Annotated in this window: 15 protein-coding genes; 8 read left to right on the top strand and 7 right to left on the bottom strand. The window is 62.3% G+C overall.

Annotated elements, in window-relative coordinates:
- Positions 1-43 precede the first annotated feature (43 nt).
- The 3 genes from HEQ17_RS08810 to eda all read left to right on the top strand — a co-directional run bounded on the left by HEQ17_RS08810 (position 44) and on the right by eda (position 2880).
- Positions 44-226 (top strand): hypothetical protein, encoded by a 183-nt coding sequence (locus HEQ17_RS08810; protein ID WP_296292400.1) that lies wholly within the window; start codon positions 44-46, stop codon positions 224-226.
- Between the two features lie 168 nt (positions 227-394).
- Positions 395-2236, top strand: a complete 1842-nt coding sequence (gene edd, locus HEQ17_RS08805; protein WP_296292399.1) for a phosphogluconate dehydratase — start codon at positions 395-397, stop codon at positions 2234-2236.
- The gene (gene eda, locus HEQ17_RS08800) at positions 2227-2880 is read left to right on the top strand and encodes a bifunctional 4-hydroxy-2-oxoglutarate aldolase/2-dehydro-3-deoxy-phosphogluconate aldolase (RefSeq protein ID WP_296292398.1); all 654 of its coding nucleotides are present in this window, start codon (positions 2227-2229) and stop codon (positions 2878-2880) included. The genes edd and eda overlap by 10 nt, the downstream gene beginning before the upstream one ends.
- Here eda and gloA read toward each other — a convergent pair.
- Positions 2865-3275: a lactoylglutathione lyase gene (gene gloA / locus HEQ17_RS08795; protein WP_296292396.1), complete on the bottom strand. Its 411-nt coding sequence runs from the start codon at positions 3273-3275 to the stop codon at positions 2865-2867. The two genes, eda and gloA, sit on opposite strands and share 16 nt — an antisense overlap.
- A 94-nt stretch (positions 3276-3369) precedes the next feature.
- A complete protein-coding gene (locus HEQ17_RS08790) occupies positions 3370-4164 on the bottom strand; it encodes an SDR family NAD(P)-dependent oxidoreductase (protein ID WP_296292394.1) in 795 nt (264 codons plus the stop codon).
- Between the two features lie 203 nt (positions 4165-4367).
- Here HEQ17_RS08790 and HEQ17_RS08785 point away from each other — a divergent pair, with 203 nt between their 5' ends.
- From HEQ17_RS08785 to HEQ17_RS08770, 4 genes are all read left to right on the top strand, one after another.
- Positions 4368-4745: a VOC family protein gene (locus HEQ17_RS08785; RefSeq protein WP_296292393.1), complete on the top strand. Its 378-nt coding sequence runs from the start codon at positions 4368-4370 to the stop codon at positions 4743-4745.
- Between the two features lie 28 nt (positions 4746-4773).
- On the top strand, positions 4774-5652 hold the full coding sequence (locus HEQ17_RS08780) for a pirin family protein (protein WP_296292392.1): 879 nt from the start codon (positions 4774-4776) through the stop codon (positions 5650-5652).
- A 71-nt stretch (positions 5653-5723) separates the two neighbouring features.
- On the top strand, positions 5724-5969 hold the full coding sequence (locus tag HEQ17_RS08775) for a type II toxin-antitoxin system Phd/YefM family antitoxin (protein ID WP_296292391.1): 246 nt from the start codon (positions 5724-5726) through the stop codon (positions 5967-5969).
- Positions 5959-6246 (top strand): type II toxin-antitoxin system RelE/ParE family toxin, encoded by a 288-nt coding sequence (locus HEQ17_RS08770; RefSeq protein WP_296292390.1) that lies wholly within the window; start codon positions 5959-5961, stop codon positions 6244-6246. The genes HEQ17_RS08775 and HEQ17_RS08770 overlap by 11 nt, the downstream gene beginning before the upstream one ends.
- Before the next feature lie 36 nt (positions 6247-6282).
- Here the strand turns inward: HEQ17_RS08770 and HEQ17_RS08765 are convergent, their stop codons facing one another.
- The 3 genes from HEQ17_RS08765 to HEQ17_RS08755 form a co-directional block, all read right to left on the bottom strand.
- A complete protein-coding gene (locus tag HEQ17_RS08765) occupies positions 6283-6924 on the bottom strand; it encodes a 2-dehydro-3-deoxy-6-phosphogalactonate aldolase (protein ID WP_296292389.1) in 642 nt (213 codons plus the stop codon).
- An 85-nt stretch (positions 6925-7009) separates the two neighbouring features.
- Positions 7010-7936, bottom strand: a complete 927-nt coding sequence (locus HEQ17_RS08760) for a 2-dehydro-3-deoxygalactonokinase (RefSeq protein ID WP_296292388.1) — start codon at positions 7934-7936, stop codon at positions 7010-7012.
- Positions 7933-8895 (bottom strand): sugar kinase, encoded by a 963-nt coding sequence (locus HEQ17_RS08755; protein WP_296292387.1) that lies wholly within the window; start codon positions 8893-8895, stop codon positions 7933-7935. The genes HEQ17_RS08760 and HEQ17_RS08755 overlap by 4 nt, the downstream gene beginning before the upstream one ends.
- An 81-nt stretch (positions 8896-8976) precedes the next feature.
- On the opposite strand from HEQ17_RS08755, the gene HEQ17_RS08750 reads away from it, so the two are divergent.
- Complete coding sequence (locus tag HEQ17_RS08750) at positions 8977-10257, top strand: alanine racemase (RefSeq protein ID WP_296292386.1); 1281 nt, start codon at positions 8977-8979, stop codon at positions 10255-10257.
- Positions 10258-10324: 67 nt separating this feature from the next.
- Here HEQ17_RS08750 and denD read toward each other — a convergent pair whose 3' ends face one another.
- Together denD and HEQ17_RS08740 are read right to left on the bottom strand one after the other, a co-directional pair.
- Positions 10325-11329 carry a D-erythronate dehydrogenase gene (gene denD, locus HEQ17_RS08745; RefSeq protein WP_296292385.1) on the bottom strand — a complete coding sequence of 335 codons (1005 nt, stop codon included), beginning with the start codon at positions 11327-11329 and terminating at the stop codon, positions 10325-10327.
- A 12-nt stretch (positions 11330-11341) separates the two neighbouring features.
- Positions 11342-13090 carry an IlvD/Edd family dehydratase gene (locus HEQ17_RS08740; protein WP_296292384.1) on the bottom strand — a complete coding sequence of 583 codons (1749 nt, stop codon included), beginning with the start codon at positions 13088-13090 and terminating at the stop codon, positions 11342-11344.
- Positions 13091-13107 lie beyond the last annotated feature (17 nt).

The following is a 13107-nucleotide window of genomic DNA, read 5'->3' as shown; positions in this document are numbered from 1 at the left end:
TCAAGATGACAATCAAACCGTGGTCTGGGCCATTTAGGTCGCCGTGATTGTGCTGGCCATTGGCCTGGCTGTGGGTTTTGGCATCGCCAAAAGCAAAAAAGCAGCGCCTGCGGCCCCGGCAGCGGTGGCTGCACCTGCAGATCAAGCTCCAGCGCCCGCATCGGCTGCAGATGCCGCTGCTTCGAATGCCCCGGCGGCCAACACGGCTGCTCCAGCGGCCAAGTGAGGCACTCTGCGGCCATGGATGAACCCGCTTCGGCGGGTTTTTTTACACCTTCAAATATCCCTCGGCGCCTCGTACCCTTTTGGTAACTTGGCCATTGCCTCCCAAGGCTGGAACACGGTTACCATTGCTGATGTAATTTAGTTACCAAGTGCAGCCAGGAGTCCAGACATGACACTTCACCCCACCGTGGCCGCGGTCACGGCCCGCATCACCGAGCGCAGCCGCCCGACACGGCAGGTCTATTTGCAACAGCTCGACGCTGCGGCCAACCAAGACCCAGGCGCCCAACGCTTGGGCTGCGCCAACGTGGCCCATGCCTTTGCCGCGATGCCCCAGGCCGACAAAGACCGCGCCACCGCTTTGGACAAAATCCAAGTGGTGGCCCCGCGCGCACCCAACATCGGCATCGTCAATGCCTACAACGACCTGCTCTCGGCCCACGCCCCGCTGCAGCACTACCCCGACCTGATCAAAGACGAAGCCCGCAAGCTGGGCGCCACGGCCCAGGTGGCTGGGGGCGTGCCCGCCATGTGCGATGGCGTGACGCAAGGCACACCCGGCATGGAGCTCAGCCTGTTCAGCCGAGACGTGATCGCCATGGCCACGGCGGTGTCGCTCAGCCACGATGTGTTTGACGCCGCGCTGATGCTGGGTGTGTGCGACAAGATCGTGCCGGGTCTGTTGATCGGGGCCTTGCACTTTGGCCACTTGCCCACCGTGTTTGTGCCCGCAGGCCCCATGGGCAGTGGGCTGTCCAACACCGATAAATCCAAGGTCCGAGAGCAAGCCGCACAGGGCTTGGTGGGTCGCGCCGAATTGCTGGAGGCCGAGTCAAAGGCTTACCACGGTGAGGGCACCTGCACCTTTTATGGCACGGCCAACAGCAACCAGATGTTGCTCGAAGCCATGGGACTGCATGTGCCGGGCACCGCTTTTATTCACCCGGCCCAAGGCTTGCGACAAGACCTGACCCGCGAAGCTGCGCGCACCGTGTTGGCGCTGGTCAAAGACAAAAACTTCACGCCCATCGGCCGCTTGGTGGATGAGCGCAGCATCGTCAACGCCATGGTGGCGTTGTTGGCCACGGGCGGCTCCACCAACCACCTGATCCACTGGGTGGCGGTGGCGCGTGCAGCGGGCATCGTGATCGACTGGGACGACTTCTCAGCCCTGTCGGATGTGGTGCCGCTGCTCAGCCGCGTGTACCCCAATGGCACGGCCGATGTGAACCAGTTCCAGTCCGCAGGCGGTCCTGGCTTCGTCATTCGCGAGTTGCTCGACGCTGGCTTCATGCATGCCGATGTGCTCACGGTCCGCCCAGGCGGTCTGCGCGAGTTCACGCGCAAGCCCAGCACAGCCGATGGGCAATTGGTCTGGCATGAGATTGGAGCCAGCCAAGACGACACCGTGGTGCGCCCGACTTCCAGACCGTTCAGCGCAACGGGTGGCCTCAAGCTGTTGCAAGGCAATTTGGGCCGCAGCGTGATCAAGGTCTCAGCCGTGCCAGAAGCTTTGCATGTGATCGAAGCCCCCGCACGGGTGTTCAATTCGCAAGAAGCCTTGCTGGCCGCGTTCAAGGCCGGTGACATGGACAAAGACATGGTCTGCGTCGTGCGCTGGCAAGGCCCGCAAGCCAACGGCATGCCCGAGCTGCACAAGCTCACGCCGCCGCTGGCCGTGCTGCAAGGCAAAGGCTTCAAGGTGGCTTTGGTCACCGATGGCCGCATGAGCGGTGCCTCGGGCAAAGTGCCGGCTGCCATCCATGTGTCCCCCGAAGCGGCTGCCGGTGGTCCACTGGCCAAGGTGCAAGACGGCGATCTGATCCGTTTGGACGGCATAGCGGGCAGCTTGCAAGTGCTGGTGACTGAAACCGAGTGGGCCGCCCGTCCGCTGGCCGCCATGCCCGCCGAGCTGCGCGCCGCCAACGGCGTGGGCATGGGCCGTGAACTGTTTGCCAACCTGCGCCGCAATGCGCTCAAAGCCGAAGAAGGAGCCTGCACATGGCTGTGAATCTGAAGGGTCGATTGACCGCCCTGCAAGTCATGCAGGACGCCCCCGTGATCCCGGTGATCGTGCTCACCGATGTGGCCCATGCCGTGCCCACGGCCCGCGCCCTGGTGGCGGGCGGCATCCGCATGCTCGAAGTCACGCTGCGCACCCCGCAGGCGCTGGCTTGCATGGAAGCCATTGCCAAAGAAGTGCCCGGAGCCGTGGTCGGTGCGGGCACCGTGCGCAGCGCCGCCGATGCGGCCGCAGCGGCCAAAGCGGGTGCCCGTTTTGCGGTGAGCCCCGGTTACACCAAAACGGTGGGCCAGGCCTGCCGCGACCATGGTTTGTCATTGCTGCCCGGAGTGGCCACTGGCAGCGAAATCATGATGGCCCAAGAAGACGGTTACACCGAACTCAAGTTCTTCCCCGCCATGCAAGCGGGTGGCCCCGCCATGCTCAAGGCCTGGAGCGGTCCGTTCTTTGATCTGAAGTTTTGCCCTACGGGTGGCGTGACCGCAGCCAATGCGCAAGACTTTTTGAGTCTGCCCAATGTGGCTTGTGTGGGCGGCTCATGGCTGGTGCCCGCCGATGCACTGGCCCAAGGCGATTGGGCACGCATTGAAGTGCTGGCGCGCGCGGCCAGCCAGATTCAGCGCAAGCCCTGACCCGCTGCGTACTCGGCCCGTTGGATCAGCTCGACCTTGTAACCATCCGGGTCGGTCACAAAGGCGATCACGGTGGTACCGCCTTTGACCGGTCCGGCCTCGCGCGTGACCTTGCCGCCTGCGGCTTTGATTTTTTCGCAAGCGGCATAGGCATCGGGCACGCCCAGCGCGATGTGACCATAGGCTGTGCCCATCTCGTAGCTTTCCACGCCCCAGTTGTAGGTCAATTCCAGCTCGGCGTGGTCGGGGTTGCTGCCAAAGCCCAGAAAGGCCAGCGAGTATTTATAAGCGGGGTTCTCGGAGGTACGCAGAAGTTTCATGCCCAGCACTTGGGTGTAAAAGTCAATCGAGCGCTGAAGGTTGCCCACGCGCAGCATGGTGTGAAGAAGTCTCATGGTCGGAGTCCTGGAGGGTGAATAAAACAGTTTGCACACCGCATTGTCACCAACGCTGCTGGGCAGGGCAATAAGTGCATGAAAGGGTTTGGACTCATACAGGTACGGTGTAGTTCAGTGCCATGCGCCCGCCGTCCACGGTGACGATCTCGCCCGTGATGTAGCTGGCCGCATCGCTGGCCAAAAACGCCACCACTGTGGCCACTTCGTCGGGCTCGCCCAGGCGTTTCATGGGGGTGCGCATCATGATTTTTTTCTCGGCCGCTTCGCTGGTCAGCACCGCCTGGCGGGCCAACTCTGTGGCAATCGTGCCGGGGGCCACCGCGTTGACCCGAATGCCAAAGTCGGCCAGGGCCAGCGACATGGCGCGGGTGAGCTGGTTGATGCCGCCTTTGCTCACGTTGTAGCTGGCGATGTTAGGGATGGCCAGCACCGCGTTGACCGAGCTCATGTTGACGATTGAGCCGCCCCCGGTGCTTTTCATGGCGCGGGCTGCGGCCTGGCCCATCAGGAACGAGCCCTTGATGTTCACGTTGATCACGGCGTCGAAGTCTTCTTCGGTCACGTCCAGAAAGTCGGCGGCCCGGAAGATGCCTGCGTTGTTGACCAGCACGTCCACGCGGCCAAAGGCCTGCAGCACATGGTCCACCAGGGCGTCCACATCGGCCTTGCGCGAGACGTCGCAGGCCATGAATCCCGCGCTGTGGCCTGCGCTGCGCAATTCGGCGGCTACGGCAGCGCCGCGCTCGCTGTTCACATCGGCCAGCACCACAGGGGCGCCTTCGGCGGCAAAGCGCCGGGCACAGGCCTCGCCAATGCCGTTGGCCGCGCCGGTGACGATGACCACGCGGCCTTGCAGGCCGAGAGAAATGGCGTTGTTCAGGGGCATCAGGGGGTCTCCTTCGCAGATTTTTGAAATTCAGGTTGCGATGCTGCCACAAGGCGACCAAGGTGGCAGTCGCAGATGGCACCTTTGGGAGGCAGTCCGGGGTGGCCATGGCTTTGAGGGCCAGCGCCAACAGCAGCACAACATCTCAAGTACCATTGACCGCAATTGAATTCGCTCACTTTAGGGTTTTAACGGAGAAAGCAATGTTCAGTCATGTGATGCTGGGTGTGAATGACCTGGAAGTTTCCAAAAAGTTTTACGACGCGGTGTTGGGCACCTTGGGCCATGGCCCGGGCGTGGCCAACAAAAACCGCTATTTCTACCGCAGCCCCACCGGCACTTTTGCCATCACCACGCCCATCAACGGCGAGCCGGCTTGCCACGGCAACGGCAGCACCATTGGCTTTGCCGTCAAATCGCCTGAGCAGGGCGACGCCTTCCACGCGGCCGGTGTGGCCAACGGCGGCACCACTTGCGAAGACCCACCCGGTTTGCGTGAAGGCCCCGCAGGCAAGCTTTACCTGGCCTACCTGCGCGATCCCGACGGCAACAAAATCTGCGCCTTGCACCGTCCCGGTTGATCGTTTGGGTTTTTGAAAAGGATCGGTTGTGTCTGAAGCTGCCCACCCACACGCCGTGAACGTCTCGCGCACCATCGAACGCCTGGTCACCGGCCAGGCCACGTCGGATGGCGCGGGCGTCAAGCTCAGCCGCATCCTCACGCAAGACCTGCAGCACCGGCTCGACCCGTTTTTGATGCTCGACGCCTTTGGCAGCGACAAGCCGGACGACTACATCGCCGGGTTTCCGGACCACCCGCATCGGGGCTTTGAAACCGTGACCTACATGATCGCCGGGCGCATGCTGCACCGCGACAGCGCGGGCAACGAAGGGCTGCTGCAAAACGGCGGCGTGCAATGGATGACAGCAGGCCAAGGAGTGATCCACTCCGAAATCCCGCAGCAAGCCGACGGCGTGATGGAGGGCTTTCAGCTCTGGCTGAACCTGCACAGCTCCGAAAAAATGCAAGCGCCCTGGTACCGCGATTTCCAGAACGCGCAGCTGCCGCAGTTTCAGACACCCGAAGGCGTGGCCGTCACGGTGATCGCAGGCAGCAGCCACGGCGTGCAGGGTGCCGTGACCCGTGAGATCACGCAACCGGTTTATCTGGACGTGCACATGCCGCAGGGCGCACGTTTTGAGCAAACACTGCCCGAAGGCCACAACGCCTTTGTGTACGTGTACCGGGGCGAGGTGCGCATCGCAGGGCAGGCCGTGCCCCTGCAGCGCATGGCCATTTTGAAAAACACACCGCAGGCCGATGGCGTGGTGATCGAAGCCAGTGCCGATGCCAAGCTGATCCTGGTGGCGGGCCAACCGCTCAAGCAACCCATCGTGCAGTACGGCCCATTTGTGATGAACACCAAGGAAGAGATTTACCAGGCGTTGGCGGATTTCAGGGATGGGCGACTGGGGGAGCGGACCTGAATATAAAAGGCATTCAATTTGGCGTCTTTGAAAATGTCATTTAAAATGTCTTTTACGAACTGGAGGCCGTTATGGACACGATTCTCAGCAAGAGCAGCATCAGCGTCACCGAACTCAAACGCCATTACGCCAGCATCTTGGCGCAAGCCGACGATGAACCGGTAGCGGTACTCAACCACAACCGGCCAGAGGCCTACTTGGTGCCTGCGGCGTATTTTGAGCGGTTGCTCAACCAACTCGAAGATTTGCAAGACGCACAGCTGGTTCGACAGCGTGCCAATGGCCCTTTCATCGAGATCAACCCCGATGACCTTTAAGCTGCGATTTCACGAGCTGGCCTGGGCCGAATGGCAAAAGTTGGATGGCAGCGTCAAAGCGCCGATCAAGAAAAAACTACTGGAACGATTGCAAGAGCCTCGGTTGCCATCGGCGGCTTTGTCCAACATGCCCGACTGCTACAAGATCAAGTTGCGACAGGCGGGTTACAGGTTGGTGTACAGGGTGGATGACGATACTGTTTTTGTCACGGTCATCGCCGTGGGAAAACGCGATAAAAATTTGGTCTACGACACGGCCATGACCCGGTTGCCCTGATCTTCAAAGACCCAGACCCTGTGCCTTTCAACGGCCTCAGGTGGCTTGCCAGGTCCGCGCAAATGCCGCTGCCTTTTCGTGCACCAGCTCAGCACTGCGCCCCGGCGCGTACAAAGCCGAACCCAAACCAAAACCGCTCGCGCCTGCGGCGCGGTAAACGGCCATGTTGTCGGGCGTGATGCCGCCCACGGGCAAGAGGGCAGCGTCTTTCGGCAACACGGCCCGCATCGCTTTGACGGTGGCGGGTGAAATCATCTCGGCCGGGAAGAGCTTGAGCCCATGGGCTCCTGCATCGAGTGCGGCAAAGGCTTCGGTGGGTGTGGCCACGCCGGGCAGCACCACCATGTTCAGGGCCAAGGCCTGCGCGACCACGGCCGGGTTGAAGTTGGGTGCCACAACCAAGCGACCACCTGCCGCGTGAACCTCCTTGACCTGCTGCGCGTTCAGCACGGTGCCTGCGCCGATCAGGGTTTGCGGAAATTGCTGAGACAGTGCGGTGATGCTTTTGAAGGGCTCGGGCGAGTTGAGGGGCACCTCGATGATGGCAAAGCCGCTGCTGACCAGCGCCTCACCCATGGCCGGAGCTTCGGCAGGAGTCAGGCCGCGCAAGATGGCGATCAGGGGCAGTTGGGCCAGGGCTTGGGCCAAGATCGAGGCGGGGTTTGAGGATGGTGTCATGGTGGGGTGTAGTTGAATGTTTCAGGGCGTGTGCCACGCCCATCGCCCACGGGGTGGACTCCTACAGGGGGGTGATTTGCGAGGCTCAGCATGTTGATGCCAGTGCGAACAGGCCCGCCCAAGTGGCTTCAGCGCCGTGGCTTTGGCAGGCGACGCCCAGATGTTGCAGGGCCAGGGTGTAGCGCAGGGTCAGGGCTTCGCTGCCGATCAGGATCACGGGCTCCTCCTGCGATGGCGACAGACTTTGGGTGCGCAGCTCTTCACCAATCAACAGGCCCGACAAGTAACTGGGCAATTGGGCCGCGCTGAGGCGCTCAAACAAGCCCAGCGTGCGCACGGCAAACAGGTGGTGCAGCACGCTGCCCGTTTGCTGGCTTTGATCCACGCCTTGCAAAAATGTCGCTTCGTCGAAGGCCCCGTTCAGGTCAAGGGTCTTGCCCAAAATCGAGTGCTGACTCATCAGCGCAAACACCTCGCCGGTCATGAAGGTCTGGAACTGCGTGACGCGGCCACCCTGCACCTGCCCCCATTTGCTGTGCGTGCCGGGCAGCACCAGGGTGGCGCTGTCGCGTCCTGCCAGTTGCAATGCACCAAAAATTTGCACCTCTTCGCCGCGCATCACATCGGGGGTGTTCAGCGTGTCGGCGTTCGTGCAGCTCAGGCCCGGTACCAGGGCGATGCGATCGGGCTGCAGCCACAGCAGGTGCTGGCCCAACTCGGCAAAGCCTGCGGGACAGGGGCAGTAGGGCGCTTCTTGCCAGCCCTGGCGGCTGCCCGCCATGCCCGAGATCAGGCACAGCGCACCTGGGGCTTGCATCCAGTCGCCAAAGAGTTCGAGGAAGACCGCTTCAAACTGGCCGGGGGGCACCGTGAGGATACCGCGTGGCCAGGCGCGTGACTCCAGCACTTGGCCCGTGGTCCCCAGCCGCGCACCACGCAGCGAAGAGGTGCCCCAGTCGATGGCGATCACCGGCCGTTGGGAAGAAGACGGGTGTGAAGCGGAGGTCTTCATGTGTGTGAGCCTTTATCGAGCAGGTCCAACACCGCATCGCGCCCAGGCAAAGGGCTCACTGCCCCGATGCCCTGCACCGACAAGGCGGCTGCGGCGTTGGCGTAGGCCGTGGCGTCCCACAGGTTGTGGCCCGAAGACAGTTGCGCCAACAAGTTGCCCGCAAAGCAGTCGCCTGCGCCAGTGGCGTCGCGTGCCTGCACGGCATAACCCGGCACGCTGCGGCGCTGGGTGCCGTCGCTGGCCAAAGCGCCATCGGCCCCCAGCTTGAGCACCACCTGCGCTGCGCCGTGGGCATGGCTCCAGTCGATGATGTCTTGCGCTTGCGTGAGGCCCGTGAGGGCGGTCATGTCTTCGAGGCTGGGCAAGAACAAATCGCACAAGCTCACCGCATGGCGGATGCAGGCCTGCGCCCGGGCCAGCGGCCACAGCGACAAGCGCAAATTCGAGTCGAGCGCCACGCGTGTGCTGACGTTGCGGGCATGCTCCATGGCGGTAAACGCGGTGTCGCAGGCCGAGATTGAGATCGCCAGTGAGATGCCCGACAGGTGCAGCCAATGGCTGCTGGCGATGGCGTCTTGCCAGTGCGCGAGGTCTGTCGGTTGCATGCGGCTGGCCGCCGACCCCGCACGCGCATAACTGAAGTGGTGGCCTTGAGCGTCGTGGCTCACAAAGTACATGCCGGTTGGCGCTTGTGCGTCATGCAGTACCTTGGTGATGTCCACGTTTTCGCGCTGCCACAAGTCCATGAGTCGCTCGCCCCAGCGGTCGGTGCCCAAGCGGCTCAGGTAAGCCACGCGTGCGCCTGCCCGCGCTGCGGCAATGGCGGCGTTGCTGGTGTCACCGCCAAAGCCTTGCAGGTACATGGGGGGCTCGTCGGGGGCTTGGCCAGGGGTTTGGTTGAACTCGACCATGGCTTCGCCCAAGGCCACGATGTCGAGGGTTTTGGCGGGCTGTGTCATGTGAACAAAAAGAGCAAGGGCTCAGTGTGCGGTGGGAGAATCAGCGCAAAACGGTCCACGCGGTGAATGGAGCAAAGCGACATGAAAGACGATTTTGTACTGAATGCGGCTTGCAAGGGCTTTCCCTTGGCGGCCGAGCCCTGCGCGGTGTCGCAGTTGGGCGCACGCGGCTGGAATTTGCTGGATGATGCGCTGGCCTATCCTGTGGCCGTGTTGCGCCGCCCAGCCCTCACGCACAACTTGGCCTGGATGCAAGACTTTGTGCAGCGCAAAGGCGTGGCCTTGGCGCCGCACGGCAAGACCACTTTGTCGCCCGAACTGTTTCGCATGCAACTGCAAGCGGGTGCCTGGGGCCTGACCTTTGCCAACGTGCACCAGCTGCGCGTGGGTCTGGCGGCGGGGGTGCAGCGCGCCATCATCGCCAACCAGTTGGTGACCGATGCAGACCTGGACGGGCTGGACCTTTTGTTGCGCCAGAACCCTGGGGCGCGGGTGTGGTTTTTGGTTGATTCTTTGGCCCAACTCGCTGTGTTGGCCGATTGGGGCCAACGCCGTGGCAACACCCGCCGTTGGGATGTGTTGCTCGAGCTGGGCATTGCCGGTTACCGCACCGGTTGCCGCACGCACGAGCAAGCCTTGGCTTTGGCGCAGGCCATGGCTGCATCGCCAGTGGTGCGTCTGGGCGGGGTGGAGTGTTACGAGGGTGGGCTGGGCAAGTGCGACAGCGCCCACGACATCGAAGCCGTGAGTGGCCTGGTGCGCAGCGTGCAATCGCTGGTGCAGCAAATCGATGCGCAGAACCTCTGGGGCGGTGATGAGGTCTTGTTGTCGGCAGGTGGCTCTGCGGTATTCGATTTGGTGATCCCTATGCTCAAAACCCAAGTCAAAAGTCGTTCGGTGCAAGGCGTGTTGCGCTCGGGTTGTTATGTGACGCACGACCACTGGAACTACGCCCGTTACCTGAAACTGGTGGAGGCGCGTGAGGGCTTGAGCGAATCGCTGCAGCCCGCGCTGGAGGTGTGGGCCAAGGTGCAGTCGGTGCCCGAGCCGGGGCTGGCGATTTTGACGGCGGGGCGACGCGACCTGTCCTTTGACCAGTGCATGCCGATGCCGGTGCGCTGGGCGGCACGCGGTCAACGTGGCGAGGGTGCCATGCAGACCACGCCCGAGTCCTGGAAAGTCAAGGCGCTCAGCGACCAGCACGCGCACATGGTGTTTGCTGCTGAAGGTGTCTGGCCGCAAGTGGGCGACCGTGTGGCCTTGGGCATTTCTCACCCCTGCACCACCTTCGACAAATGGCGCTGGATGGCCGTCATCGAAGACGATGGCCGCATCAGTGGGGCGATCAGCACGCATTTTTGAGGGGTGAAGCCGTGTGAAAAAGAAAAGGCCGCCACGCAGCATGAGCGTGGCGGCCTTTTTTCAAAGCTCACTTCAAACCGTTCAAGGCCTCGGCCGGGTAGCCCGGGCGGGTTTTGCAGTCCTCGATGTACTGCTCGATGATGGCTTCGTAGCTGGCATCGGCCCTGAGGCCCAATGCTTGAGCACGCTCAAAGGTGCAGCCTTTGGCCCAGTTGTCCACGATGGCGGCGATGCGTTCGTCTTTTTCAAAAGTCACGCGGGCACGCACGGCGGGGCCAGCCACTTTTTCCAGAGCGGCCAGCATGTCGCTGACCTTCACATTCAAGCCCGGCAGGTTCAGTGCCATGCGGCCACCAAAGGCTTCGCGGCTGGCCTCGAACACGGTGATCAGGCCATGCACGGTGGTGCCCGGCGAAGAGATGGGGTGCGACACATGCGCGTCCACAGGGCAGGTGGTGGCCGTGCCTGCCAGCGGCTCGCGGATGATGCCGCTGAAGAACGAAGACGCGGCACCATTGGGTTTGCCGGGGCGCACGGCCACCGTCATCAGGCGGGCGGCGCGGCCGTCGATGTAGCCCTTGCGGGTGTAGTCGGCCACCATGTACTCGATCATCAGCTTGTGCGTGCCGTATGACGTTTGCGGCGTCGGCAATGTGGTGTCGGCCACCAGCGCAGGCATGGGGTTGGCCGCATCGGGGCCGAACACCGCGACCGAGCTGGCAAACACCAAGCGCGTGGCTTTTCCCGAGGCTCGGATGCTGTCGAGCAGCAAGCGCGAGCTGTCCACGTTGGAGCGCAGGCCCAAGTCAAAGTCGAGTTCGCACTCGCCCGACACGGCTGATGCGAGGTGGAACACGCCATCAAAGCCGCTCTTGAACAAATCGCCTTGCGCCAGCATGGGGCCTGCATGGCCTTTCACGCGTGGGTCGGCCAGCAGGTCGGCAGGCGTGGGGAAGAGGTCGGCAATCACCAATTCGCTCACGCTTTGCCCGTTGAGTTGGCCGCGTTTCAAAATCTCGCGGGCCAGGCGTGCGCCCAAAAATCCGGCACCGCCGGTGATCAAAATACGCATGGGGGTCCTTGTTCAGTGGTTGTCTTTGGGCACGGCAGAACCGCGCTGGCCGACCAAAAAGTCCATGTCTGCGCCTTCGTCGGCTTGCAGCACATGGTCAATGTAAAGCTTCCAGTAACCCGAGTTCATGGCCGGTGCCGGTTTTTCCCAGAGGTTCAAGCGGCGTGCCAGTTCTTCGTCGCTGATCAGCAGTTGCAATGTGCGCTCAGGGACGTTGAGCGAGATCATGTCACCGTTTTGCACCACAGCCAGTGGTCCACCTGCGGCGGCTTCGGGGCTGGTGTGCAACACCACCGTGCCATAGGCGGTTCCGCTCATGCGGGCATCCGAGATGCGCACCATGTCGGTGATGCCTTTGCGCAGCACCTTGGGTGGCAGCGGCATGTTGCCCACCTCGGCCATGCCGGGGTAGCCCTTGGGGCCGCAGTTTTTCAAAACCAGAATGCAGCTCTCGTCCACGTCCAGGCTTTCGTCGTCGATGCGTTTGTGGAAATCGTCGCTGTCTTCAAACACCACGGCACGGCCCGTGTGCACCATCAGTGCAGGGGTGGCTGCGCTGGGCTTGATGACCGCGCCGCGTGGCGCCAGATTGCCGCGCAAGATGGCGATACCGGCTTTCTCTTTGAAAGGCGCGTCGTATTTTTTGATCACGCGGGGGTCGTAGTTGACGGCAGCTTCGTTGTTTTCGCGCACGCTCTTGCCACTCACGGTGATGATGTTGGCGTGCAGAAGGCTTTCGATTTCTTTCATCACAACCGGCAAACCACCTGCGTAGCAAAAGTCTTCCATCAGGTGCTCGCCAGAAGGCTGCATGTTCAAGATGCAGGACATCTCACTGCCCAAGCGCTCAAAATCGTCCAGGGTGAGTTTCAGGCCCAAACGACCGGCGATGGCGATCAGGTGAATGACGGCGTTGGTCGAACCGCCAATGGCCGCCAGCGTGCGGATGGCGTTCTCGAAGGCCTCGCGGGTCAGCACTTTGCTGATGGTTTGGTCGGTGTGCACCATCTCGACGATGCGACGACCCGATTCGCGTGCCAAGACGTTGCGGCGACCATCCACGGCAGGGAAGGTGGCATTGCCCGGCAAGCCGATGCCCAAGGCCTCGACCATGCAGGCCATGGTGCTGGCGGTACCCATGGTCATGCAGTGGCCATGGCTGCGGTGCATGCAGCTTTCAGCATCGAAAAAATCGGCCAGCTTGAGGGTGCCCGCGCGCACTTGTTCGCTCATGCTCCATACACCGGTGCCTGAGCCGAGTTCTTGCCCACGCCACTTGCCGTTGAGCATGGGGCCGCCTGACACGCCAATCGTGGGCAGGCCCACGCTGGACGCGCCCATCAGCAAGCTGGGGGTGGTTTTGTCGCAACCCATGAGCAACACCACGCCGTCAATCGGGTTGCCACGGATGCTCTCTTCCACGTCCATGGACGCCAGGTTGCGGTAAAGCATGGCGGTGGGGCGCAGCAGGGTTTCGCCCAGCGACATCACGGGAAACTCCAGTGGAAAACCGCCGCCCTCGTAAACGCCAATCTTGACCTGCTCGGCCAATGCGCGGAAATGTGAGTTGCAGGGGGTCAGTTCGCTGAAGGTGTTGCAGATGCCGATGACGGGACGGCCGTCAAACTGGTCGTGCGGCACGCCTTTGCCCTTGACCCAGCTGCGATAAGCAAAGCCGTCGCGGTCCTGGCGGCCAAACCATTGTTGGCTGCGCAGGTCTTCAGGTTTTTTGCGGGGAGGGCTGCCGTTGTTGTCGCTCATGGTGTGCTTCCGGTGAA

Source organism: Limnohabitans sp., from assembly GCF_023910625.1.
In the GTDB taxonomy this organism is placed as follows: domain Bacteria; phylum Pseudomonadota; class Gammaproteobacteria; order Burkholderiales; family Burkholderiaceae_C; genus Limnohabitans_A.
Note: the sequence above shows the minus strand (reverse complement) of the source record. Positions and strands in the feature narration are given on the sequence as shown.

Coding starts and splice junctions, on each gene's coding strand:
- HEQ17_RS08765 (WP_296292389.1), bottom strand. CDS start 6,924: ATGACACCATCCTCAAACCCCGCCTCGATCTTGGCCCAAGCCCTGGCC.
- edd (WP_296292399.1), top strand. CDS start 395: ATGACACTTCACCCCACCGTGGCCGCGGTCACGGCCCGCATCACCGAG.
- HEQ17_RS08770 (WP_296292390.1), top strand. CDS start 5,959: ATGACCTTTAAGCTGCGATTTCACGAGCTGGCCTGGGCCGAATGGCAA.
- HEQ17_RS08775 (WP_296292391.1), top strand. CDS start 5,724: ATGGACACGATTCTCAGCAAGAGCAGCATCAGCGTCACCGAACTCAAA.
- HEQ17_RS08740 (WP_296292384.1), bottom strand. CDS start 13,090: ATGAGCGACAACAACGGCAGCCCTCCCCGCAAAAAACCTGAAGACCTG.
- eda (WP_296292398.1), top strand. CDS start 2,227: ATGGCTGTGAATCTGAAGGGTCGATTGACCGCCCTGCAAGTCATGCAG.
- gloA (WP_296292396.1), bottom strand. CDS start 3,275: ATGAGACTTCTTCACACCATGCTGCGCGTGGGCAACCTTCAGCGCTCG.
- HEQ17_RS08790 (WP_296292394.1), bottom strand. CDS start 4,164: ATGCCCCTGAACAACGCCATTTCTCTCGGCCTGCAAGGCCGCGTGGTC.
- HEQ17_RS08785 (WP_296292393.1), top strand. CDS start 4,368: ATGTTCAGTCATGTGATGCTGGGTGTGAATGACCTGGAAGTTTCCAAA.
- HEQ17_RS08750 (WP_296292386.1), top strand. CDS start 8,977: ATGAAAGACGATTTTGTACTGAATGCGGCTTGCAAGGGCTTTCCCTTG.
- HEQ17_RS08755 (WP_296292387.1), bottom strand. CDS start 8,895: ATGACACAGCCCGCCAAAACCCTCGACATCGTGGCCTTGGGCGAAGCC.
- HEQ17_RS08760 (WP_296292388.1), bottom strand. CDS start 7,936: ATGAAGACCTCCGCTTCACACCCGTCTTCTTCCCAACGGCCGGTGATC.
- denD (WP_296292385.1), bottom strand. CDS start 11,329: ATGCGTATTTTGATCACCGGCGGTGCCGGATTTTTGGGCGCACGCCTG.